Source organism: Streptomyces sp. NPDC101237 (assembly GCF_044767465.1).
Lineage (GTDB): Bacteria > Actinomycetota > Actinomycetes > Streptomycetales > Streptomycetaceae > Streptomyces > Streptomyces gramineus.
This window is the reverse complement of sequence record NZ_JBIWNY010000035.1, coordinates 38,125-58,399: the sequence shown is the minus strand read 5'-3', so window position 1 is coordinate 58,399 and position 20,275 is coordinate 38,125. Positions and strand designations below refer to the sequence as shown.

Below are 20,275 nucleotides of genomic sequence, written 5' to 3'. Positions count from 1 at the left end.
CCTCGACTTGAAAGGAGGCGGCGTGGCCGCCAGGACCCGCACGAAGAGGCCCCCCACCCCGAGGAAGACCGCCGCTGCCGCGCCGCCCGCCACCCCCGCGCCCACCCTGGCCGGGACGACCGAGGCGGATACGGTGTTGGACGCGGACACCCGGGACCGGGCCGCCGACATCATCGACGCTGCCCGCGCGCAGGCCGCCGCCCTCCAGACGGAGGCGGAGACCCGCGCCGCGCGCGCCGTCGCCGACACCCACGGCCGCGTCACCGCGATGCTCACCGACGCGCAGCAGCGCGCGGCCGGCATCACCGCCGACGCCGACCGGGCCGCCGCCGACGTCCGCGCGCAGGCCGACCACGATGCCGCCGCCCGGCGCGGCGACGCCGACCAGATTCTGGCCGACGCCCGCGATCGCGCGGCCGTGATTCTCACGGAGGCCCGCACGCAGGTCGCCGACCTGACCGAGCAGGCCGCCGCCGACCACGACACCGCCCGCGCGCAGCTCGCCGAACTCCGGCGGGCGGCGGAGGCCGACCTCGCCGGGATCAGCGAGCTGGTGGAGCGGCGCCGTACGGAGGCCGGGCAGATCGTCGCCCGCGCCCACGAGCACGCGCAGCAGCTGGCGGCCGCCGCACAGACCGAGGTCGACCAGGCCCGTGCTCGCGCCGCGCAGCTCGCCGAAACCGCGGCCGCCGCCTACGACGCCCGCCGCACCGAGGCGGAGACGCTGTACGCGGACGCGACCGCAGCCGCCGCCGCCCGCCGCCGCGAGGCCGACCAGGCCGTCACCGCCGCGCACGGCGAGGCGGAGCGGGCCCGCACGGAACTGCGCGAGCAGCTGCGCGAGATGGGCGAGGTGTTCGACCGGGAGGCCGCCGACAAGCGGGCCGCCCTGGACGCCGACCTCGCCAAACTCCGTGCGGCGTGCGATGAGCAGCGCGCCCGCATCCAGCGGGAGGCCTCCAGTGTCACCGACCGGCTGCGGGAGACAGGTGAGAAGGAAGCCGCCCGCATCGTTGGCGACGCGAAGAAGAAGGCCGACGCGCTCGCTGAGCGGGCGCAGGCCGACGAAGCCCGCGCCCGCCGGCTCCTGGACGAACTCCGGGACGCCAAGCACCAGGCGTCGCGCTGGCGCGGCCTGCACCGCCGGATCGGCCGCGCGGGCTGGCGCACCGCGCCCTGGATCGCCCTGCTCGCCGGGATCGGCCTCGCCGCGTCCGGCGAGTACGAACTGGCCGCCATGGTCGGCATCAACCCCTACGTCGCCCCGCTCCTGCCGGTCAGCATCGACGTGTACTGCGTGACCGCGTTCCGCACCAAGCGGGACATCCCCGCGGCGCTCACGCTCATGGCGTCGGCGAACGTGACCTACCACCTGACCGAGCAGTCCGGGATCGTCCGGGCGGGCCACTCGGCACCGTGGCAGCTCACCACGTTCGTGGTGCTGATCTTCGTGGCCGTCATCTGGCGCGTCCACTCCCTCATGCACGACACCGGTACGGACGCCCACGCCGGTACGGACACGGCCGCCGTACCGGCCGGGCGTACCGGTACGGCCGCCCGTACGGACGCTCCGTCAGCCGCCCGTACGGGCGCGACCGGTACGCACTCGTACAGCGCTCCGGCCGGTACGGCGCCCGTCCGTACGGGCCCCGGCCCGGCCGGTACACAGTCCGTACACGGCGCCCCGCGCACCCCCGCCCCCACGGCGGGGAATCCGGCCGTGACCAGCGCGTACAACGGCCGTACAAGCGGCGTACAGGCCGCCCCTTCCGGGGCGGCGCGTACTAGTACGCCGGGCTCCGCCCGTACGAGCGCGGCCGGACACGGCGCCGGTACGCGTACCGGTACGGTCACCGCCCGTACGACCGCCGCCGCGACCGTCCCGGCCGGGCGTACCGGTACGGCGACCGCACCCCGTACCGACGCCGAACTGCTCCCCCTCGTAAAGCAGCTCCCGCGCGAGACGGACGGCTACGTCAACATCAGCCGCGCCCGTACGGACCTGTCCGTCAACCAGCCCCGCGCCATCCGGCTACTGAAGGAGGCCGGCCTGCTGCGCCCCGAGGACGCCGACAAGTACCTGAAGTGACCACCCGCACGGACCCACCGTCCGGCACACACCAGTGAGGGCCAGCCCATCGCAACTGGGCTGGCCCTCCGCTGCGACTGCCGGAAGACAGTCGACAACTCCCCCAGTAGACCAGGAGGAACCCCCACGTGACCAGCAAAGACATCGCATCTCGCGTCACGCACGGCGTGCAGGCTCTGGCCGTGCCGGGGCAGCGCGAGGGCTGGCAGGCCATGCACCGCGGCAGCCTGCTGAACGACGCGCAGTCCTACGACGGCCTCGCCGACGCCCTCCAGGCCGACGTGAAGGCCCGGCGCCTGCCCGGTGACCTCCCGTTTGGCCTGTCCGCCGCGTCGCGGGCCCGCAAGCGTGCCAAGCCGTTGCGGGACGCGGCCAGGGCCCTGCGCAGGGCCGCCCGCGCCATCAACTCGACGGCGGCCGCGTACGAGGAGACGCTGCCGGAGACCGTGATGCAGCGCCGAAAGGACAAGGCGCTGGCCAAGGCCAACCGGAAGGCCGCCGTGCACGCGGCGGCCCGCAACAGCGCTGAGCAGACGCTCCAGAGGCTCGCCCCGGCCGGTCAGAACGACGACCAGCCGGGCGGCGCGCCGAAGCTGCTGGGTGACTTCTTCGGCCAGCAGAAGCGCGGCGCCTGATGGCCGCCGGCCTCTCCCCGAAGCAGGCCGCGCACTGGAACCGCCGATTCGAACAGGCCCGTGCCGAGGGCCCGGAAGCGTTCTTCCGGGCCTGGCACGACCTGCTGAAAATCGGCGCGCTCCAGAAGGTCAAGAAGACCGGCGACCACGCGGTGTTCAACCAGCTCTCGCAGGAGCTGGAGCGTCTGTACCGCGCTCACTGCCAGTGAGCGTGACCGTCATCATCACCGTCATCATCACCGCCCGAACGTCCTTGACGGGGGGTCCCAACCACGTGTACGCGTACGCGTGCGAGGGCGCCTCCCCTGGTCACTGACGGTTATCAGGAAGGGAGGGGCCGTGTCCGACGACCAACGCCCGGACAACGTCCTCACACTGCCCCGGATCGGCTCCCCACCGCCTCCGGATCTGCCCCCCGCACCCGACCTCACCGCCCCCGCACCCGCCGATCCCGGCGAGGGCGGGGGCGTTCGAATCTCGCCCTGGGACGCCCCCGAAGTCCCCCACGCGCCAGCCGCTCCTGACGGTGCGGCAGTGCTGCGCAGCGAGGGCAGCAACCCGCCCGGCCCGGCCGATGCGGGAGCACCGCGGGCGGGTGCGCTGTCCCTCGCGGCGGTCCTCGCGATCGCCCTCGCCGCGTTCGAGGGGATGCAGACCTGGATCCAGGAAGCGGTCCCGCTGCGGGCGGAAGCGGCCCGGCACCGGCGGGAGATCGAGCTGCTCGCCGCGAAAGCCACCGCCGATGCGCACCGGCTGGGAGCCGAAGCGTCCGGAGTCCGCCGCCGGGGCGCGCCCTCCAGCCACGACTACGGCCGCAGCATGTTCGGCGGCGGCTCCGGAGGCCGTGGCCGGGGCGGCGCTGCCGGGACCGGCACCTTCGGGCGCGGATCCGGCGCAGGGTTAGGAGGCCGGTCCGGACCGGGCCGCGCCAGCAGCTCGACGCTGGGCAGCACCGGAACCGGCCGCACCCACACCGGCCGGACCCACACCGGCGGCGCCGGGCACACCGGTCCGTCGGGCCGCGGTGGCGGTCCGGCCGGCGGCGGCTTCAGCCGCACCTTCGCGGGCGGCACCCGCAACAGCGGCGGCCCCGGCGGCGGATCCGGTGGCGGTCCGGGAAACGGTTCCCGGAGCGGCGCGCGGAACGGCGGGTTCTGGGGCGGCGCCCGCGGCGGGAGCTCCGGCTCTGGCGCCTCCGGATCCGGCGGTTCACGGAACTCCGGTGCGTCCGGCAGTTCAGGCGGGAGCGGCAGCCGCCGGTCGGTGGGCCGGAAGGTCGCCGACTGGTGGTCCAAGGGCAGCCAGGGCACGGGACCCGGTGGTGCGCGTGGAGGCTCCAAGCCGTCCGGGACCTCCGGCGGCGGCCCCGGCACCACTGAGCCCAAGGGGGCCCTGCGCAACGCCGTACGCCGTGCGCAGAAGGGCAAGGCCGTCCCGACGTTCTGGGAGGCGGCCGGGGACAAGCTGAGGAACCGGTGGAAGGGGCGCCAGACCACGGGCGGCACCCAGGGTCCGGGCGGCGGCTCCGGCCGGGCCGCCGGCACGGGCCCCGGACCGGTCAACAACGGCTGGAAGCCCGGCGGCCGGACCACGTTCATCCAGGCCGTCGTCATCACTTTCGGCGAACGCTGGGAGAAGCGCCGGGAGGACTGGAAGACCCAGGGCGGCCCCCGCCGTCGTACGCGCACCAAGGTCCATACCCCGCCCGATCCGCAGCCGCCGGGCCCGAAGCCGGGCAGCACCGACGACGCCGGGGATTGGGCATGGCGATGGGCGCGCGCGTCCGCGTTCGACACCGGCGACGGGCCGGTGACCGTCACCGTGGAACAGGACGGCCCGGCCCGCGCGCACGGCACCCGCTGGGAGCCCACCCCGATCGCCCCGGCCCGCCCGCAACTGCCGCGCGCGCCGCAGCGTCCGGCCGGGTCCCGGCCCGGCACCACACGCCCCAAGGAGGCCATTGCCATGCCCCCCGCTTCCCCCGCCCGCACCGGCACGGCGGGAGTGCCGGCCGCCGTCGCCATGCCCGGCCGGATGGCCGCACAGCATGCCACGGAGATCACCCTCGGGGGCGCCCTCGACGCCCTGTCCAAGCTGGTGTCCCGCGGCCTGACCACCTACGACGCGTGCGTCGAACTCGGCAGGCAGGCCCGGCGCCTGCTCGCCGAACTCGAGTCGATGGGCGCCGACCTCGCCGTGAACCACAACGTCACCGGCACCCGGACCCGAACCGCGCACGCCGAACTGATGGAAACGGTCACCGAGATGGTCGGCTACATCGACCGCATGGCCAAGGCGTCGCTCGCGGCGGCCGAGACCGCCGAAGCCGAGGAGACCGCGATGGCCCGGCACTACCGGCCCACCCAGGTCGCCGCGCAGGACGCGGGCCTGCACACCCCGTCCGCACGCATCCACAACGAGAACTGAGAAGGGGGACGTCGTGGGAGAGCTTGCACCCGCCATCGGCGCGGACGGCGCCGCGAACAGCTTCACGGCAGTCGGCGCGAAGTTCCGGGCGCTCCAGAAAGCCAGCGCCGACCTGTTCGACGCAGCCGAGACCGTGGCGCAGTCGATGCGCGACGACTCCCGGTTCGCGATCGACGTCGCGGAACTGTGCGCCCAGGCCGAGGTCGACCCGCGCCACGTGATGGCGGTCGTCGAGGTCGGCGCCCGGTTCGGCGAGGTGGTCGGCGGCTCCACTCAGCTCATGGGTGCCGCCGACCGGGTCCACCAGGCCGCCCGGCACCTGGAGCACGAGCACCAGGCGGAGTACGGCGGTGTGTACGAGGCCACCACCGCCTCCCCCGCCCGCCAGGCCCGGCCCGCGTTCTACCGCTCCTGACCACCCGCACCACCCACCCCGGAGGGGCCGCGTCCTGCACGGCGGGACGCGGCCCCTTCCTCATGCTTGGAAGGACTGAACTGCTGTGATGCGCAGGATGCCCACGCGGGCCAAATGGGAGATGGGCGCCTACGGGGTATCCACCGCAGCCCTCGCCGTACTGCCCAACCTTGACCAGCCGGCCGCCCACCTGACGGCTGCCGCGATCGGCGGCGCCAGCCTGTGGCGCCTCTACCGCCACACCCGGACCGGCGACTTCCACCGGACCGTGCGCAGCGCACAGCGGCTGCTCGGACCGATTACCGGCAGCGCCGTCTACACCGCCGCCGCGATGACGCCCGGCACTCACTGGTGGGAGATCCCCCTCGCGCTCGGCTGGGGCGGCCTCATGGCCGCCTGGCTGCCCGCCACCCGCTCCACCTGGACGCCCGGCGACCTCGCCGCCGTCGCCTACCCGTCCGGGTTCGAGGGCCTGGTGATGCGGCTGTGGGACCAGCACCAGGTCGCTCCCCACACCCACCTGGAGAACATCCGCCAGACGATCTCCGCCTCGCACCCGGACTTCGCGTGCGAGATCGTCGCCCCGCAGGGCACGCCCGTGGGCCGCGTCGAGGAGGAAGCCATCGCCGCGGCGTTCGGCGTGCCGACCCTCGCGGTGTCCATGCGCGAGACCGACCACGGCCCCGGCCGGATCCTGCTGACCGTCGCCCCCACCGGGGAGACCAGCCGGAGCATCGAGTCGATGTGGGAGCAGCTGGTTGCCCGGCCCGGCGGAGCCATCCCCGAAAGCCGCATCGTGCGCGTCGAGCAGCGCCCCGCGCAGGGCGGGATCCCGGCGCGCGGCATGATCCTGGCCGAAGTCGACCCGGGCAAGGTCGCCCGCGTCTCCCACGAGCAGTTGTGCACCGCGTTCGGGATCCGGTCGGAGGAAGTGCGGCTGGTCACCGAGACGCACGGCAACCAGGTCCTGGTGACGGTGTACGAGTCGGCGCCGCTCGCGACCGGCCGCACGGCCACCCGCGAACTCCTCACCCTGGATGCGTACGGCCGGTACACGATCGGCACCACCCCCGACGGCCGTGACGCCAAGGTCCACATGCGCAGCGCGAGCGGCACGTTGCACGGGTTCCTGGTCGGCGTCACCGGCTCCGGCAAGACGGTCTCGCTGGCGCTGATGTGCGCGGCGTGGGCGCTGGCCGGTCTGGCGACCTGGGTGACGTCCGCGCGGCCGGACGCGCAGATGTCCGCAGTCGGCCGCTACGTCGACCGGCAGAGCGCCGGCGCCGTTTTTACCTGGTGGCTGCTCAAGGCCGCGGTCGCGCTGATGGACCTGCGGGGCGAGATCAACGCTGAGGTCGGCCACGACTTTTCCGCGCACTCGCCCTATCCGGGCCTGATCCTGGTCCTGGATGAGTTCAACAGCCTGGTCGGGGACGAACTGCTCGGTGACGACATCGGGTTCATGACCGACGTCATCGCCCGTGAGGGCCGCAAGTTCGGCATCGGCGTCGTGTTCGCCGGGCAGTCCCTGAACCTGGAGAAGCTGGGGGGTGCGGCGTCGCTGCGGGACCAGGTGCAGGGCGGTATCGGCGTGGTCCTGCGGATCACCGGCGGCATCGCCGCCCGGCAGGCCACCGGCGGACTCGCCGGGGACGTCGACCTCGCCCCGATCCCCGACCGGCTCGGTGCCCACGTCTCCCTGATGGACCGGATGATGGGCACCGCGCAGGACGTGCCCGGCGCCGCCACCCAGGGCATGGGCCACACCGTCACCGGGTCCGGCGCGCAGATGATGCGCACGCTGTGGGCGCACCTGCCCGACGACGGCAGCCCGGACGGACTCGGGGACTTGTTCCCCGAGGACGGCATCTGCCAGCTCACCGACCGGGAGATCGAGCGGCTGACCGACCTCGGGCTCTGGCACGACTGGACCCTGCAGCCGCCCACCGGCAAGAAGGGCGGCGGGAACGAAGACGACTACGGCGACGGCGACCTCGGTATCGGCGTGTTCGCGCCGCCGGTCGTGCAGGCCGCCCGGACCAAGGCGCCCACGGTCAAGGAGAAGATCCTGGCCGCCGTCGACCGTGAGATGACCACCAAGGACATCCGCGACCTGGTCGACGCCGCCGCCGGCACCATTCGCAACGCTCTGAGCGACCTGGTCGCAGACGGACGGCTGCGCCTGGTCGACCACGGCGTCTACGGACCCGCCACCCCCGCTCCCAGTGAGGCGAACCCGCAGGACGTCGCCGCCGACGTCCTGCTCACCGCGGCCGAACTCGTCATCAGCACGCAGTTCGGTTCGGTGTCGATGCTCCAGCGCAAGCTGCGCACCGACCTGGACACCGCGACGCGGGTCATGGCCGCGCTGGAGCACCTCGGGATCGTCGGCCCCGCCGACGGCAGCAAGCGCGAGGTCCTGATCGCCGCCGACGCCGTGGACGAGGTCCTGCGCGAGATCCGCGCCGACCTCACCGTCACCGTCGACTGACCCCGGCTCCACGTCCGCTGTGCCGCCCGGCCCGCTCGCCGGGCGGCACCCACCCACACCCAACCCCGGAAGGGACCACCCTCGTGGCCGTCACCGTCTCGCTCGCCCTGCTGCTGTTCGTGATCGTCGTCGCCCTGCTGCGCGGCGGCTCCGTCACCACCGCCGCCGCGCTCACCTGCGTCGCGTTCGGCTTCGCCCTCGCCTCCACCGGCCTCGCCCCCGCGATCAGCGACGTACTGAGCGCCGTGGTCGGCCTGTTCTCCCGCACCTGACCGGAGCCTCTGATGACCGTCTCCACCCGGACCGCCACGGCACCGCTGCCTCCCGCTGCGCCCGCCGCCGACACGGCGGATCCCGGGCTGGAGGCCCGGCTCGCCGCCCGCCTCGCCGACATGACCGTGCGTCTGGAAGTGGCCGCGGTCGCCCATGAGGTCCGCACCGCGCACCTGTCCACCGATCCCGTCGACCTCGCCGACGTGATCACCACCCCCTACGCGCCCGTCACCGCCCCGGCCGCCATGCCGCCGCCCACATACCGCACACCGGTCGCCGCGCTCCTGGAGCGCGCACAGCACCGCATGGAGACCGCCGGATGGTGCACGGGCGCCCTCACCGACGCGTTCGGCGCGGTCTGCCTCATGGGTGCCATCCGGATCGAGGCCCGCGGCGACGCCGGCCTCGCCGCAGATGCTGAGGAAGTCCTCCTCGACGCGATCCGCCGCGAGTTCGGCGACGACGTCCCCTCCGTGCCCTGGTTCAACGACCGGCAGCGCAACGGCCGGGTTCCGGCCCGGATGCTGGGCAGGGCGGCCGGTCTCGCTGACACCCGGATCCTGTAGCGGGCCGGTCAGTCCAGCTCGATGATGAGCCGCCCGGAGTCGTCGACCCACGCCGGATAGACCAGGCCACCGACGACCGCGCGGTTGACGTACACGATCACGTCCGCGTCGACGTCGATGACCAGCACCCCGTCCTCATCGGTGAAGGCCTGCCAGACCACCCCGTCATGGTCGATCACCGCATCGAACTCAACGGCCATGGTCGGGCCCCCTTCTGTCGTCGCCTCAGCGTGACGCATCCGGCCCTCGCCAGGCCACCCCCTTCACCCTCACCGGACACCCTGCCCGGCCCTCGCCCACCGCCACCCCCGGCGGCGGGCGAGGACCCCACAGGCCGCCCGGCCTCAAGCACGACCACTCCCGCCCGCTTCGGCGCGGCATGTCCCCAACCTGTCTGGAGGACCCACTCGTGCTCGTTCCCCGCCCGCGCCGCCGGATCGGCCGGCCCCGCCCGCAGCGTCCCGGCCCCCGCTACCCGCACCGCCCGGCCCGGCTCCCCGCAACCTGGACCCGGTGATGCCCCGCACCAGGAAGCGCCGCCGCCGCGAAGTGGTCCGGATCGCGCGCGACGCGGCCCGGCTGCCGGAGCACGACCGCACCGCCGTCCCGGCCGGGCTCGCCACCCGCCGCCAGCTGCGCGCCCTCGGACTCAGTCCCGGCGGACACGACCCGGTCGCCGTCCTGCGCTGCACATGGTGCGCGTACCGGCCGCAGTGGTCGTGCATCCATCCCACCCGCGCCTGGCTGTTCAGCATCGGCCTGGCCGTGCCCAAGCGCACACCGACGCTCGCTCAGGAGTGGGCACTGGACCGGGCGATGGCGGCCCGCCAGACCTGCCCCGGCCCGTGCGGCAGGCGCTACCACCACTGCCTCCCCCTGCGGACGCTCGGCATGTGCCTGGAGTGCCACGACGGCACCCCCGCCGACCCGAACAGCTACACCCTGCCCCCGGCCGGCCACCGGCTCGCCGCCTGACCCGAGAGGACACCCCGCCCGTGACCGCGCTGCCCGACACCGAACCCGTCACCTCCTACACCCTGGACCAGGCGCTGAACGACGCGGTCCGCGACACCGACGCGAAGATCACCCGCACCGACAGCAAGGCCTCGCTGCTGCTCGCGTTCGTGGGTGCCGTCCTCGCCGGAGTCGGCTCCACCGCCGACGACCACCTCCCGGTCGCCACCGCCGTGGCCGGAGGACTCGCCGTCCTCACCCTGGCCGTCGCCGCCGTCCTGCTGCTCCTGGTCGTCCGGCCCCGCCTGTCCGACCCCGACCGGGCCTCATTCCCGCACTGGGCACGCCTGCTGGACGACCAACTGATCCTCGCGACCATGACCGGCGACACCCGTGCCGCCCGCATCCGCATCCTGTCCCGCATCGCCGTCGCCAAGTTCACCCGGCTCCGGCGCGCGGTCGACCTGATCCTGATCGCGCTCGCCCTGCTCGCGCTCGCCGCGGCCGGCCTCGCCCTGTAGATCCGCCCCGGAGCAGACGACACGGCGTCCAAACACATGCGCCTGCTCCGGGCCATCCCGACCCGTCGAAACGAGAGGGAAGTCCCCAGTATGGCCCGTCCGTCCAAGAAGCTGCCCCGCACCGCCACGCACCGCCCGGCCCTCAAACACCGCCGGTTCCGTCACGACGACACGACCGCGGTCGACCTGTTCTCCGGTTTCGGAGGGCTCACTCTCGGTGCCAAGCACGCCGGAATCACCACGATCGCGTGCGCGAACCACAACCCGTACAAGGTCGAGGTGCACGAGCGGAACCACCCGGAAGCCGAGCACTGGATCGCCGACCTGGTCGACACCGAGGCCCCGGACTACCACTCCGCCCGCGACCTGCCCCCGGCGGATCTGCTCATGGCGGGCGTGAGCTGCTTCGCCGCCGGATCTCTCGTGCTGACGCGCCGTGGCCTCGTCCCGATTGAAGACGTGAACGTCGGCGATGAGGTGTGGACTCACCGCCAACGCTGGCGCCCCGTCACGCACACTTCTGCAGTCGACCGGCCCACAGTGACCGTCAACGCCACCACCATGATCACCTGCACCCCCGATCACCCGTTCATCGCCGCGCAGGCCTCCCGAGCCTTCCAACCGAGACGGAAGTACCAGCCACTTGACGGCGCGCGCTGCCTCGGCTGCGGCGGCCCAGCCCCTCAGTTCAGGGCCACCAACACGGCGCGCCTCTTCTGTTCACGGAAGTGCGCACAGACGGACGCGAGCAGGCGCGCGCTCCCCGTACTCGCTGAACCCAGCGAGGTCCGCGCAGACTCCCTCACCAACCACTGGGTGGGCACTCCGATCCTCACGGCGGACGACAGCGCCCTTCCCGTGATCGCGGGTCTCGGCATCGTCACCGCGGATGTGGCGTGGGTGCTTGGCCGATGGGTCGGAGACGGGTGGCTGAGCCGCCGCCCCGAGCGTGGAAATGTGTGGTCCCGCGTGACGATCTGCGCCAGTCACGACGAGAGCGATGAACTCGCCAAAGAGCTGGCGTCGAGGACGGAACTGCCGTGGAACCGCACCCGGCAGCGCACCACGGACACCTTCCACGTCAGCCGCGTCGGCCTGGCCGCCGAGCTCGCCGACCACTTCGGCCACGGAGCCGCAGGCAAGCGGCTGCCGCCGTGGCTGCTGTTCGCGCCCGAACCCATCCGCCGCGCCTTCGTGGACGGGTATCTGTCTGCCGACGGGCACATCAGCAGGAAGGGCCTGCGCGTGCAGTCCATGTCGGTGTCGAAAGAACTGACGGTCGGCATGCGCCTGCTGCTGACCTCGCTCGGCTTCTACGCCACAGTTCACTACCAACGGCCGAAGCCCGAGGCAGTCATCGAGGGCCGCGTGGTACGCCAGCGCCCCCGCTGGACGGTCACCGGGCACCTGACCGAGCACCGCCGGCCGAAGCACCGCGACGTCGACGGGTTTCGGTGGGGCAAGGCCAGCGGCAGGGTCATGCTGGGCGAGGTGACCACCGTCTACAACATGACCGTCGAAGAGGACCACACCTACGTTGTCGACGGTGTGCTGGTCCACAACTGCGTCAACCACTCGCAGGCGAACACGGAGAAGGCGTACGAGCAGCGTGCTTCCCTGTTCGATCTGGATGACCCCGACTTCGAGGCGAGGGTGACCAGGTCGGAGCGGGACCGGGCCACGGCGAGCTGTGTCCTGCACTACGCCGCCGAACACCATCCGCAGGTGATTCTGGTGGAGTGCACGACCCAGCTTCTGTCCTGGGGCCCGGCGCTTCCCGGGCGCCCGAAGGTCGGCGACGGGTCCACCTACCGGTGGTGGCTCAAGCAGTTCGACCTGCTCGGCTACGACCACAAGGTCTCGTACCTGAACTCGATGTTCTTCGGGGTGCCGCAGTCGCGTGACCGGGGCTATTGGGCGTTCTGGAAGAGGCACCTCCCGGCGCCGGACCTCGAACACCGGCCGGTGTCGCGGTGCCACCCCTGCGACCGGGACGTGGAGGCGGTGTGGACGTGGAAGACCGGTATCCCGGCCACGGGGAAGGTCTGTTACGGCCAGCAGTACGAATACCGGTGCCCCAGGTGCCGCCGCCCGGTCGTCCCTCCCATGACGCCGTCGCTGGCCGCGCTCGACCTCACCGACCTCGGAACCCGCATCGGCGAACGGCCGACGAAGATCTTCCCTGACGGGTTTGTCGGCCCGCTCGCACGGGCGACCATGGCCCGCGCCGAACGCTGCCGTCAGCGGTTCACCGACTTCCCCGCGATCTTCCTGCCGACCGGGGCCGGGCACGGTGGCGAGCAATGGCCGACGGCTGGCGCCGTGTTCGCGGCCCACCGGCACAACGGCGACGGGAAGCACATCGTGCAGCCCATGGACACGGTCACCACGACCCACGAGAAGGCCGTCCTGCTGGCCGTCGACAACTACCAGGGCGGCCCGCGCGGTGCCGACACCCCGCTGCCCACCCAGGTCGGATCGGAGACGCTCGCCGTCGTCTCCTCGGGCGTCGTTCCGTTCCGGCAGAACACGGTGCCCACGATGTACGGCGAGCCGATGCCGACGGTCACCTCCGACCAGATCCCGGGCCTGCTCACCGCCGCCGGAACCATCAAGAACAACGGCGCGATCACTGAGGCGCAGTACCGCGCCCATCCCGTCAGCGACCCGCTGGGAACGCTGGTCGGCTCCGCCGCCTCGCAGTCTCTGCTGTTCTCCGGCTGGGAGTCGGCCGACACCGGCGACGACCCGATGACGCCGTTCATGACCGAGTGGCGCACCGCGCTCAGGGACCTGCCGTTGGAAGAGTGCTACTTCCGCATGATGGGCGCCCACGAGGTCGGCAAGGGGTGTGGAGCTTCCAGGTCTGGGGCGCAGCCCGCCACCAGGTCGACGGCTTCGGCAACGCCGTATCACCACAGGTCGGCGCATGGTTCGGGACACGACTGCGCGCCAGCATCCACGGAGTTTGACCCCCGCCCCGCGCGGATGACCGCTCACCGAACTCTGCCCCCGGAGCAGGCGCAAGGCGTCCAAACCACCGCCTGCTCCGGGCTATCCCGCCACGTCGAAACGAGAGGGAAGCCCCCAGTATGACCGCCGCCTTACTCACGCGCGCCCGGATCGGGCAGCGCACCCTTCTGATCACCACAGTGGCCGTGCCGCTGACCGGCTGGACCGTCCACGCGCTCACGCTGCACCGGCAGTTGGCCGCGTCCCGCCGGGACCCGCTGACCGGCCTCCTGCGCCGCGACGCGTACACCGCCCGCGCCCGCCGGATCCTCGCCCGCCACGGCGACCGCGCCGCGGTGGTCGTGGTCGACGTCGACCACTTCAAGGCCGTCAACGACACCTTCGGGCACCCGGCCGGGGACGCGGTGCTCGCCGCGACCGGCGCCCGGCTCACCGCATGGGCGGGCCCGCACGCGTCCGTCGGCCGTCTCGGGGGCGATGAGTTCGCCGTCGTCCTGGAGACGGAGGCTGGCGGCCGCGGGCGCGGCTTCGAGCAGCTGCTGGGCATGCTGTGCGCGCCGGTCGTCCTCGACGATGGCCGCACGGTCGGCGTCGCCGTCTCGGTCGGCGTCGCCACCCCGGCCGCGACCGGCAGCCGCGACCTGAGCGCGCTGCAGCGTGCCGCCGACACGGCGCTGTATGCGGGCAAGCACAGCGGTGCCGTCGCCGTCGCGTGCCGCGAGGACGTCACGGTGCCGTCCGTCAACGGCCGCCGCGCCGGCCGCCCCGGCACGCACACGTGGGGGCGTGCCGCATGACCGTCTACCCCTACAGCGAGGAAGACCCCCGTTTCCCCCGGCCCCAGAGCCCGACCCTCACCCGCTGCCAGAGTGAGCCAGAGGCGTTCGACTTCGAGCGCGGCGACTACGCCCGCCGGATGCCGGAGCTGGAGCGGGCCCGCCGCGCCTGCTCCAGCTGCCCGCTGGCCGCCGACTGCCTGCTGTGGGCGCTGGTGAACAAGAACGCCACCACGGTCGGGATCATCGCGGGCACCACGCCCCGCCAGCGCGCTCAGCTCCGATCCCGGCTGGCGGCCCGGCTCGGTCCTGACTGGGTCGACGTCCTCGCCGACCAGCAGCAGACCCGCCCCGGCCGGACCACGGCGCCGGGCCGCGGCGCATGAGCACCGCCGCCCGCCCCGCCCGCGTCCGCCCCGCCGTTGCAGCACAGAGCGATGCGACAGAGAGCCGCTCCGGGCGGAAGCCGTTCCTGCCCGGTCTGGTGCCGCCACCCGGCGCGCTCCTGGACTGGCGGGACCCCGAGCACTTCGACCACCGCAGGACCAAGCCGTGCGCGCTGTGCGGCGGTCCGACACCGCTGCGCTCACACGCAGGCGAGGCCGCGCACAAGGTCTGCGCCGAAGCCTGGATCGCCGCGAACCCCGTGGAAGCGCGGGCGTTCGGCCGGTTCGCCTCCGACGCTCAGCCCAAGTCCAGCGGCCCCGGCGACCACGCCTGACCCCCCTGCTCGATCACTCCGCACGGAGGGCTCACCCATGAGCAGCACCGCCCGCGACACCGCCCGCGCCCTCGCCTACCCCGAACCGCCGGCCTCGCTGTGCTGGCACCGCACCGGCCCGGCGCCCCGGCCGCTCACCCCCGAACAGCAGCGCCGCAACCGCGAGCTGCTGGCACGGGAGCTCGCGCGCACCCCCCGCCCCCGCACCCCGCGCACCACGTCCCGATCGGAGACACGATGACCACCCTGCCCCGCACGCTCCCGTTGGCGTCGGACAGCCCGCTCGCGATCCTGCTCGGCATCGCCACCGACACCGCCGGACCGGACGAGACCGAGCAGCGCGACGACGCCGAAACCGCGGCCGCCCACCACGTCTACTACGCCTACCCCGACACCCTCGCCTGCGTGGTCGACGCGGTCGACTGGGAGGGCTACCCGTCCGTCACCGTCGACGGCCGCCGTCTCGAACCCTCCGCCGTGGCCTGGCTGGACGGCGGCGCGTGGCTGCACCACACCCTGAACGTCACCGTGGACGACGGCGCCCTGGACGTCCTGACCCTGATCGTGCCGTGCACCTGCGGACGCGGCTACGTCGACATCACCCTCGACACCGAGGGCGTCCTGGTCGACATCCTCACCGACCTCGCCCCCACCCAGGGCCGCTCCCCGCACCTCACCGAGAGCGCCGTCGACTGCGGCAGCATCCGCACCGCCGCGGCCCTCTACCCGGCCGTCTCCTGACCACCGGGGCGCCCCGCCCTGCGTACGGCGGGCCGCTACCGTTCCTGCACTCCGACCGGAAGGACCCCATGCACACCGACTCCACCTCCCGCCCGGCGATCGTCGTCCTGTGCGGCAGCACCCGCTTCTGGGAGCAGTTCACCGAGGCGGCCCTGTACGAGACGGCCGCCGGCCGGATCGTCCTCGCGCCCGGCTGCAACCTGCGGGAGCAGCACGCCCTATGGTCGACCCCGGACCGAGCCGACCGCATGAAGCGCATGCTGGACGACCTCCACCTGCGGAAGATCGACCTCGCCGACGACGTCCTGGTCGTCAATCCCGGCGGCTACATCGGCGACAGCACCCGCCGCGAGATCGAATACGCCCGCAGCCTCGGCAAAGAGGTCCGCTACACCCACCCCGTCCCTGGCAGTGACCGTGCCTGACCGCTCGCCAATCGTCCTGGTGTCGTTCGGGTTCCTGCACCTCGACACCGACCATCAAGGCCGCCCCGTCCTGCCCGACGCCGACCGTATCGAGGACGTACGGGACCGGCTGCGCGACCCCGCCGCCGCCCGCGACATCCTCGACCTCGACGGACACCACCCCCGCGTCCAAGACGTTGTCATCGCCACCCCCGGCGCCCGCGAACTCCTCGACAACCTCACCGACGACGCGACCCTCCCCGCCGGACCCCACCGCATCGCGATCGGATGCGCAGGCGGCCGGCACCGCGCATGCGCACTCACCAACCTCCTCTCACAACGCCTCGCCGACCAAGGCATCCCCGCCGTGACCCAGCACCTGCACGCCCACCTCCCGCGCGTTATGCAGGACTGAAAAACCGACAACGGCCCGGTCTCCGCATGTGCGGGGCCGGGCCGTTTTTGCGTTGGGGAGATGGTCAGCGGGTCGGTGAGGGCGGGGCGTGTGACGGCTGCCGGGGCAGGCCAAGGGATGCCCCGGCAGCTATAGCTACTTACGGAGAGCGGGGCCGTTGGGGCCGCTTTCGAAGCGGTAGGTGGGAATCTTCGGTGGGGCGCCGTTACTGAGGAAGCCCTGGCCGTCGTTGCCGAGGGTGGTGGTGCCGTGCTTGCTGTCGGCGACCCAATCGAGCTGGATGCTGTAGCGGCAATCCTGGCCCTGAGCACAGCCCGAGGCAAGCCGGACTCCGTCCTCCAACAGGTAGTCGGCCGGGTTCGTCGCATCGAGGTCCGCGACCCCGGCAAAGAAGGCGACGACCTCCTCGTTGGTACCCAGGAGGGGGAGCAGCGCGCCGGGGCGTGCAGGTACGTCGGCTGACGCTTCTGATCCAGTCACCCGGAAACCGTAACCGCGGCCTCCGGCACGGGCTGCGGCAGAGTACCAACTGGGGCCGGGTCGAGGCGCGGCTGTGGGTGCGCATCTGCCATTCGCGCGACGAGGTTTGCTGAGACACAAGCCCGCGCGAGGCGGTTCGCTGAGAACACGACTCGCCGATGCCCAGCCGGGCCGCGTCGGCCGTGAGTTCGGCTAGCCAAGGGGCGTCATCGGCGGACGGCTTGAGCGAGGCAGGACGGTCGGGTTCGGGTGGGCTGTCGCCGATGCGGGCTCCGTCGATCACTCATTACCGGGTAATAGCGGGCAGCCCCTCCCGAGCTGGCAGCTGAGGCTATTACCCGGTAATGGAGGGTGGCTCGCTGCCCCTCCGACAGATCCTCCAAACTAACGTGTCGGTGGGGCAATCGATCATGTGCGTTAGTAAGGTGTCCCCCATGAGTTCGCCAGCCACCTCAAGCGACCGCGAGAAGGTCGTCTCCAAACTGCCGGGATGGCTCCGGCAGAACCTCAAGATCAGAACAGCCCAGCACGGCATCGAGATCCAGACCGCCGTCGAACAGGGCATCAACGACTGGTGCAACCTGGCCTCCACCGGAGCATCCGTCGACACCGCAGGAGCCGACACCTTCTCCACCTGGCTCCCTCCCGGGCAGTGGGACGAGTTCCGCCGAGTCGTCGCCGACCGCCGGGTCTCTCTCATCCAGGGCCTCGCCCAAGCCGTCCAGCTCTGGCTCGACTCCCACCCCGCCCCCGACGTCGAACGCCCCGAAGTCACCCGCCGCATCATCGTCTGCAACCAGAAGGGCGGCGTGGGCAAGACGGCCATCACCGCCGGCCTCGGCGAAGCACTCGCCGAAGACTCCAACACGCTGCACTCCGTACGCGTCGCCAAAGCACTGGCGAAAGCACTCCGCGCAAGTGACGACCAGTCCGGCGAGACGCTGGCGAACGATCTCCTCGACATCGAGAACCTGCCCGGCCTCGGCCTGCGCGTCCTCCTCGTCGACTTCGACCCCCAGTGCCACCTCACCAACCAACTCGGCGGCACTCCCCTGCCGATGGACGGCGACAGCCTCACCAACCACATGGCGGGCACCCCCAAGGGCGACCTCCGCGGCCTCATCGTCTCCGTCGACGATGACACCTTCGGCGGCCGGCTCCACCTCCTGCCCGCCTGCAACGACGCCTTCCTCCTCGACGTACGCCTCTCCGCCGTACGAGCCCGGGAATCAGCACTCGAACGCGCCCTCGCACCAATCGAAGCCGACTACGACGTGATCCTCGTCGACTGCCCGCCCAGCCTCGGCCTCAGCATGGACGCCGCCGCCTACTACGGCCGCCGCCGCGACGGAGAAACCCCCGGCCAGTCCGGAGCCCTCATCGTCGTACAGGCCGAAGACAGCTCCGCCGACGCCTACGAACTCCTCACCAGCCAGATCGACGACCTCCGCGGCGACCTGCAAGTCGACATCGACTACCTCGGCATCGTCGTCAACCTCTACGACTCCCGCCGCGGCTTCATCGCCACCTCCTCACTGCAGGGCTGGGTCGACATAAAGGACCCCCGTGTCGTTGGCCTCATCGGTGACCTCAAGGAACAGAAAGAAGCAGTCCGCATGAAGCAGCCCCTGCTGTCATACGCCCCCAAATCGCAGCAGGCCATCGGGATGCGCGCACTGGCCCGGGAGATCGCATGACCAAGGCCGACCAGCTGGGCGCAGGACGCTTCGGCGGGGGAGTGCGCCCTATCAGCGCACGCCGGCAAGCCGTAGCCGCCGCCACAGGAGTCCCTACCGACGGCATCGCCGCTCCCACCGAACTCCCCCTGAACCGCATCAGTCTCAACCCAGACAACCCCCGCTCCAGCCTCGGCGACCTCACAGACCTTGCCGGAAGCCTCAAGACCCACGGCCAGAAGCAGGCGATCACGGTGATGAACCGCGACGCCTACATCGCCGCCAACCCCGAACGCGAAGCCGACCTCGAAGCCGACACCACCCACGTCGTCATCGACGGCAGCAGCCGCCTCGCCGCCGCCCGGGAAGCACAACTGACCACCATCAAGATCATGGTCAGCGACGACCAGGGCAGCACCTCCGAAGAGCTCCTCGAATCCGCCCTCGTCGCCAACATCCACCGCCAGGACCTTGAGGAACTCGATGAAGCACGAGCTCTCGACCGTCTCCTGAAGATGTACGGAAGCCAGACCGCTCTGGCCACCCGACTCCACCGCAGCCAAGGGTGGGTCTCGCAGCGCCTGGCACTGCTCAACCTCACACCCGAACTCCAGGCCAAGATCGGCGAAGAGCCCATCAAGCTGCTGCGAGCAGTGGGCAACAAGCCGGCCGACCAGCAGGAGGCAGCCCTTCAGGAACTCAAGGAGGAACGGGCTCGTCAAGAAGCAGAAAAGCAGAAGCGCGGTCAGAAGAGGGCGGGAGGCAACGCCGCGTCGGCCCGTCAGGACTCCGAGGGGTCGGACAGCCATTACCCGGTAATAGACCCCGCGCCGAACTCATTGCCCTCCAGCGACCCGGCGGCCGACAGCAACAGGGAAGACCGCACCAGCCAACTGCCGGGCCGCGATGATCCCGGTACGGCGACACGGGACGTGCCGGACCAGCAAGACGAGACGCAACAGTCCGTTCCCGAACCGCGATCTCACGCCAAGGAACGAGCCGAGGAGGATCCGGTCTCGGAACGGCCACGCAAGCTGTTTCCTTATAACGACGGCGCGGAGGCCGCTATGTACTTGATCCAAAAAATGCCGTCCGCCGCGTTCGACAAGATGCTGGACCTACTCATCAGGCACAGGGAAGGCCAGGTCAGCACCGACAGTTGAGTTCCCGCCGTGAGATGAGAGGGCTGGCTTCCCAGGCTTGGAAAGCCAGCCCTCTCAGTGTGACCGCGAGCGCTCCACCGCCGTCCAGCACTGCCAAGCCAGCCGAGTAGTCGAAGGCTGAGTCATACGCCGTGATCCGGTCAGATCATCGAGACAGCCCCCTGCGATGGCTTTTGGCTCTCTCTGATCAGCGCATCTCCCATTGACACAGCCAGCTAGCGGTGAAGTCCGGGAGGGGGTGGATTCTTCTCGAGCCAACGCCGGACTGTTTCCGACTCCTGCTGACGACCCACCCTCTCAAGCAACTGGGCCTGAAGGTCCAGCACGGCGTGGAGTCGCAGGACTGAAGTCAGCGTTCCAAGGTGACGGCGGTACAGCTCCACTGCCTCCCCTGTCGCGCTCAGGGCTGCGAACAGCTCACCCGTCGTTGCCAGAGTTGAGGCCAAAACAGACAGGGAGGCGGCGAAGTTGGGTTCGTGGGCGGCGGGGTTTTCGGCTGCGAGTCTGCGCTTGATCTGCACCGCTTCCTGGGCGGTGGTCAGGGCTTCTTCGGGG

The 20,275-nt window shown here is 71.7% G+C and carries 22 protein-coding genes and 1 pseudogene; 20 read left to right on the top strand and 3 right to left on the bottom strand.

Annotation, left to right across the window (positions count from 1 at the left end; all coding sequences use genetic code 11):
- Positions 1 to 22 precede the first annotated feature (22 nt).
- The 8 genes from ACIRQ9_RS35795 to ACIRQ9_RS35760 all read left to right on the top strand — a co-directional run bounded on the left by ACIRQ9_RS35795 (position 23) and on the right by ACIRQ9_RS35760 (position 8,896).
- Complete coding sequence (locus tag ACIRQ9_RS35795; RefSeq protein WP_404183398.1) at positions 23 to 2,089, top strand: hypothetical protein; 2,067 nt, start codon at positions 23 to 25, stop codon at positions 2,087 to 2,089.
- A 128-nt stretch (positions 2,090 to 2,217) separates the two neighbouring features.
- Positions 2,218 to 2,724, top strand: a complete 507-nt coding sequence (locus ACIRQ9_RS35790; RefSeq protein ID WP_404183395.1) for a hypothetical protein — start codon at positions 2,218 to 2,220, stop codon at positions 2,722 to 2,724.
- On the top strand, positions 2,724 to 2,933 hold the full coding sequence (locus tag ACIRQ9_RS35785; protein ID WP_404183392.1) for a hypothetical protein: 210 nt from the start codon (positions 2,724 to 2,726) through the stop codon (positions 2,931 to 2,933). Before ACIRQ9_RS35790 ends, ACIRQ9_RS35785 begins: the two co-directional genes overlap by 1 nt.
- A gap of 130 nt (positions 2,934 to 3,063) precedes the next feature.
- The gene (locus tag ACIRQ9_RS35780; protein ID WP_404183388.1) at positions 3,064 to 5,151 is read left to right on the top strand and encodes a hypothetical protein; all 2,088 of its coding nucleotides are present in this window, start codon (positions 3,064 to 3,066) and stop codon (positions 5,149 to 5,151) included.
- 13 nt (positions 5,152 to 5,164) lie between these two features.
- The gene (locus ACIRQ9_RS35775) at positions 5,165 to 5,566 is read left to right on the top strand and encodes a hypothetical protein (RefSeq protein WP_404183385.1); all 402 of its coding nucleotides are present in this window, start codon (positions 5,165 to 5,167) and stop codon (positions 5,564 to 5,566) included.
- A gap of 88 nt (positions 5,567 to 5,654) precedes the next feature.
- Complete coding sequence (locus ACIRQ9_RS35770; RefSeq protein ID WP_404183382.1) at positions 5,655 to 8,057, top strand: DNA translocase FtsK; 2,403 nt, start codon at positions 5,655 to 5,657, stop codon at positions 8,055 to 8,057.
- 83 nt (positions 8,058 to 8,140) lie between these two features.
- The gene (locus ACIRQ9_RS35765) at positions 8,141 to 8,329 is read left to right on the top strand and encodes a hypothetical protein (protein WP_404183379.1); all 189 of its coding nucleotides are present in this window, start codon (positions 8,141 to 8,143) and stop codon (positions 8,327 to 8,329) included.
- 12 nt (positions 8,330 to 8,341) lie between these two features.
- A complete protein-coding gene (locus ACIRQ9_RS35760) occupies positions 8,342 to 8,896 on the top strand; it encodes a hypothetical protein (protein WP_404183376.1) in 555 nt (184 codons plus the stop codon).
- 8 nt (positions 8,897 to 8,904) lie between these two features.
- Here the strand turns inward: ACIRQ9_RS35760 and ACIRQ9_RS35755 are convergent, their stop codons facing one another.
- The gene (locus ACIRQ9_RS35755; RefSeq protein WP_404183373.1) at positions 8,905 to 9,096 is read right to left on the bottom strand and encodes a hypothetical protein; all 192 of its coding nucleotides are present in this window, start codon (positions 9,094 to 9,096) and stop codon (positions 8,905 to 8,907) included.
- A gap of 316 nt (positions 9,097 to 9,412) precedes the next feature.
- Between ACIRQ9_RS35755 and ACIRQ9_RS35750 the strand changes: the two genes are divergently transcribed.
- The 10 genes from ACIRQ9_RS35750 (at position 9,413) to ACIRQ9_RS35705 (ending at position 16,401) form a co-directional block, all read left to right on the top strand.
- Entirely contained in the window at positions 9,413 to 9,871 is a 459-nt protein-coding gene (locus tag ACIRQ9_RS35750) for an RRQRL motif-containing zinc-binding protein (protein ID WP_404183370.1), read from the top strand.
- A 20-nt stretch (positions 9,872 to 9,891) separates the two neighbouring features.
- Positions 9,892 to 10,371 (top strand): Pycsar system effector family protein, encoded by a 480-nt coding sequence (locus ACIRQ9_RS35745; protein ID WP_404183367.1) that lies wholly within the window; start codon positions 9,892 to 9,894, stop codon positions 10,369 to 10,371.
- Between the two features lie 90 nt (positions 10,372 to 10,461).
- Entirely contained in the window at positions 10,462 to 13,467 is a 3,006-nt protein-coding gene (locus ACIRQ9_RS35740) for a DNA cytosine methyltransferase (RefSeq protein WP_404183364.1), read from the top strand.
- Positions 13,464 to 14,141: a GGDEF domain-containing protein gene (locus tag ACIRQ9_RS35735; RefSeq protein ID WP_404183361.1), complete on the top strand. Its 678-nt coding sequence runs from the start codon at positions 13,464 to 13,466 to the stop codon at positions 14,139 to 14,141. The genes ACIRQ9_RS35740 and ACIRQ9_RS35735 overlap by 4 nt, the downstream gene beginning before the upstream one ends.
- Positions 14,138 to 14,506, top strand: coding sequence for a WhiB family transcriptional regulator (locus tag ACIRQ9_RS35730; protein ID WP_404183358.1), 369 nt, complete (start codon positions 14,138 to 14,140; stop codon positions 14,504 to 14,506). The genes ACIRQ9_RS35735 and ACIRQ9_RS35730 overlap by 4 nt, the downstream gene beginning before the upstream one ends.
- The gene (locus ACIRQ9_RS35725) at positions 14,503 to 14,841 is read left to right on the top strand and encodes a hypothetical protein (protein ID WP_404183355.1); all 339 of its coding nucleotides are present in this window, start codon (positions 14,503 to 14,505) and stop codon (positions 14,839 to 14,841) included. The genes ACIRQ9_RS35730 and ACIRQ9_RS35725 overlap by 4 nt, the downstream gene beginning before the upstream one ends.
- A gap of 37 nt (positions 14,842 to 14,878) precedes the next feature.
- Positions 14,879 to 15,082 carry a hypothetical protein gene (locus tag ACIRQ9_RS35720; RefSeq protein ID WP_404183352.1) on the top strand — a complete coding sequence of 68 codons (204 nt, stop codon included), beginning with the start codon at positions 14,879 to 14,881 and terminating at the stop codon, positions 15,080 to 15,082.
- Positions 15,079 to 15,582: a hypothetical protein gene (locus ACIRQ9_RS35715; RefSeq protein ID WP_404183349.1), complete on the top strand. Its 504-nt coding sequence runs from the start codon at positions 15,079 to 15,081 to the stop codon at positions 15,580 to 15,582. Before ACIRQ9_RS35720 ends, ACIRQ9_RS35715 begins: the two co-directional genes overlap by 4 nt.
- Before the next feature lie 68 nt (positions 15,583 to 15,650).
- Complete coding sequence (locus ACIRQ9_RS35710; RefSeq protein WP_404183346.1) at positions 15,651 to 16,007, top strand: hypothetical protein; 357 nt, start codon at positions 15,651 to 15,653, stop codon at positions 16,005 to 16,007.
- A gap of 19 nt (positions 16,008 to 16,026) precedes the next feature.
- The gene (locus ACIRQ9_RS35705; protein WP_404183343.1) at positions 16,027 to 16,401 is read left to right on the top strand and encodes a hypothetical protein; all 375 of its coding nucleotides are present in this window, start codon (positions 16,027 to 16,029) and stop codon (positions 16,399 to 16,401) included.
- Positions 16,402 to 16,536: 135 nt separating this feature from the next.
- Here the strand turns inward: ACIRQ9_RS35705 and ACIRQ9_RS35700 are convergent, their stop codons facing one another.
- On the bottom strand, positions 16,537 to 16,881 hold the full coding sequence (locus ACIRQ9_RS35700) for a hypothetical protein (RefSeq protein ID WP_404183340.1): 345 nt from the start codon (positions 16,879 to 16,881) through the stop codon (positions 16,537 to 16,539).
- Between the two features lie 434 nt (positions 16,882 to 17,315).
- Between ACIRQ9_RS35700 and ACIRQ9_RS35695 the strand changes: the two genes are divergently transcribed.
- Both ACIRQ9_RS35695 and ACIRQ9_RS35690 read left to right on the top strand, forming a co-directional pair.
- On the top strand, positions 17,316 to 18,578 hold the full coding sequence (locus ACIRQ9_RS35695) for a ParA family protein (RefSeq protein ID WP_404183337.1): 1,263 nt from the start codon (positions 17,316 to 17,318) through the stop codon (positions 18,576 to 18,578).
- The gene (locus tag ACIRQ9_RS35690) at positions 18,575 to 19,720 is read left to right on the top strand and encodes a ParB/RepB/Spo0J family partition protein (protein WP_404183334.1); all 1,146 of its coding nucleotides are present in this window, start codon (positions 18,575 to 18,577) and stop codon (positions 19,718 to 19,720) included. The genes ACIRQ9_RS35695 and ACIRQ9_RS35690 overlap by 4 nt, the downstream gene beginning before the upstream one ends.
- 215 nt (positions 19,721 to 19,935) lie before the next feature.
- On the opposite strand, the pseudogene ACIRQ9_RS35685 reads toward ACIRQ9_RS35690, so the two are convergent.
- A pseudogene (locus ACIRQ9_RS35685) lies at positions 19,936 to 20,275 on the bottom strand (hypothetical protein); the annotation flags it as partial.

Bases quoted from the DNA above. Each gene is read 5' to 3' on its own strand.
- ACIRQ9_RS35750 (WP_404183370.1), top strand. From the start codon at position 9,413: ATGCCCCGCACCAGGAAGCGCCGCCGCCGCGAAGTGGTCCGGATCGCG.
- ACIRQ9_RS35760 (WP_404183376.1), top strand. From the start codon at position 8,342: ATGACCGTCTCCACCCGGACCGCCACGGCACCGCTGCCTCCCGCTGCG.
- ACIRQ9_RS35710 (WP_404183346.1), top strand. From the start codon at position 15,651: ATGCACACCGACTCCACCTCCCGCCCGGCGATCGTCGTCCTGTGCGGC.
- ACIRQ9_RS35720 (WP_404183352.1), top strand. From the start codon at position 14,879: ATGAGCAGCACCGCCCGCGACACCGCCCGCGCCCTCGCCTACCCCGAA.
- ACIRQ9_RS35695 (WP_404183337.1), top strand. From the start codon at position 17,316: ATGAGTTCGCCAGCCACCTCAAGCGACCGCGAGAAGGTCGTCTCCAAA.
- ACIRQ9_RS35715 (WP_404183349.1), top strand. From the start codon at position 15,079: ATGACCACCCTGCCCCGCACGCTCCCGTTGGCGTCGGACAGCCCGCTC.
- ACIRQ9_RS35725 (WP_404183355.1), top strand. From the start codon at position 14,503: ATGAGCACCGCCGCCCGCCCCGCCCGCGTCCGCCCCGCCGTTGCAGCA.
- ACIRQ9_RS35690 (WP_404183334.1), top strand. From the start codon at position 18,575: ATGACCAAGGCCGACCAGCTGGGCGCAGGACGCTTCGGCGGGGGAGTG.
- ACIRQ9_RS35770 (WP_404183382.1), top strand. From the start codon at position 5,655: ATGCGCAGGATGCCCACGCGGGCCAAATGGGAGATGGGCGCCTACGGG.
- ACIRQ9_RS35740 (WP_404183364.1), top strand. From the start codon at position 10,462: ATGGCCCGTCCGTCCAAGAAGCTGCCCCGCACCGCCACGCACCGCCCG.
- ACIRQ9_RS35755 (WP_404183373.1), bottom strand. From the start codon at position 9,096: ATGGCCGTTGAGTTCGATGCGGTGATCGACCATGACGGGGTGGTCTGG.
- ACIRQ9_RS35785 (WP_404183392.1), top strand. From the start codon at position 2,724: ATGGCCGCCGGCCTCTCCCCGAAGCAGGCCGCGCACTGGAACCGCCGA.
- ACIRQ9_RS35730 (WP_404183358.1), top strand. From the start codon at position 14,138: ATGACCGTCTACCCCTACAGCGAGGAAGACCCCCGTTTCCCCCGGCCC.
- ACIRQ9_RS35735 (WP_404183361.1), top strand. From the start codon at position 13,464: ATGACCGCCGCCTTACTCACGCGCGCCCGGATCGGGCAGCGCACCCTT.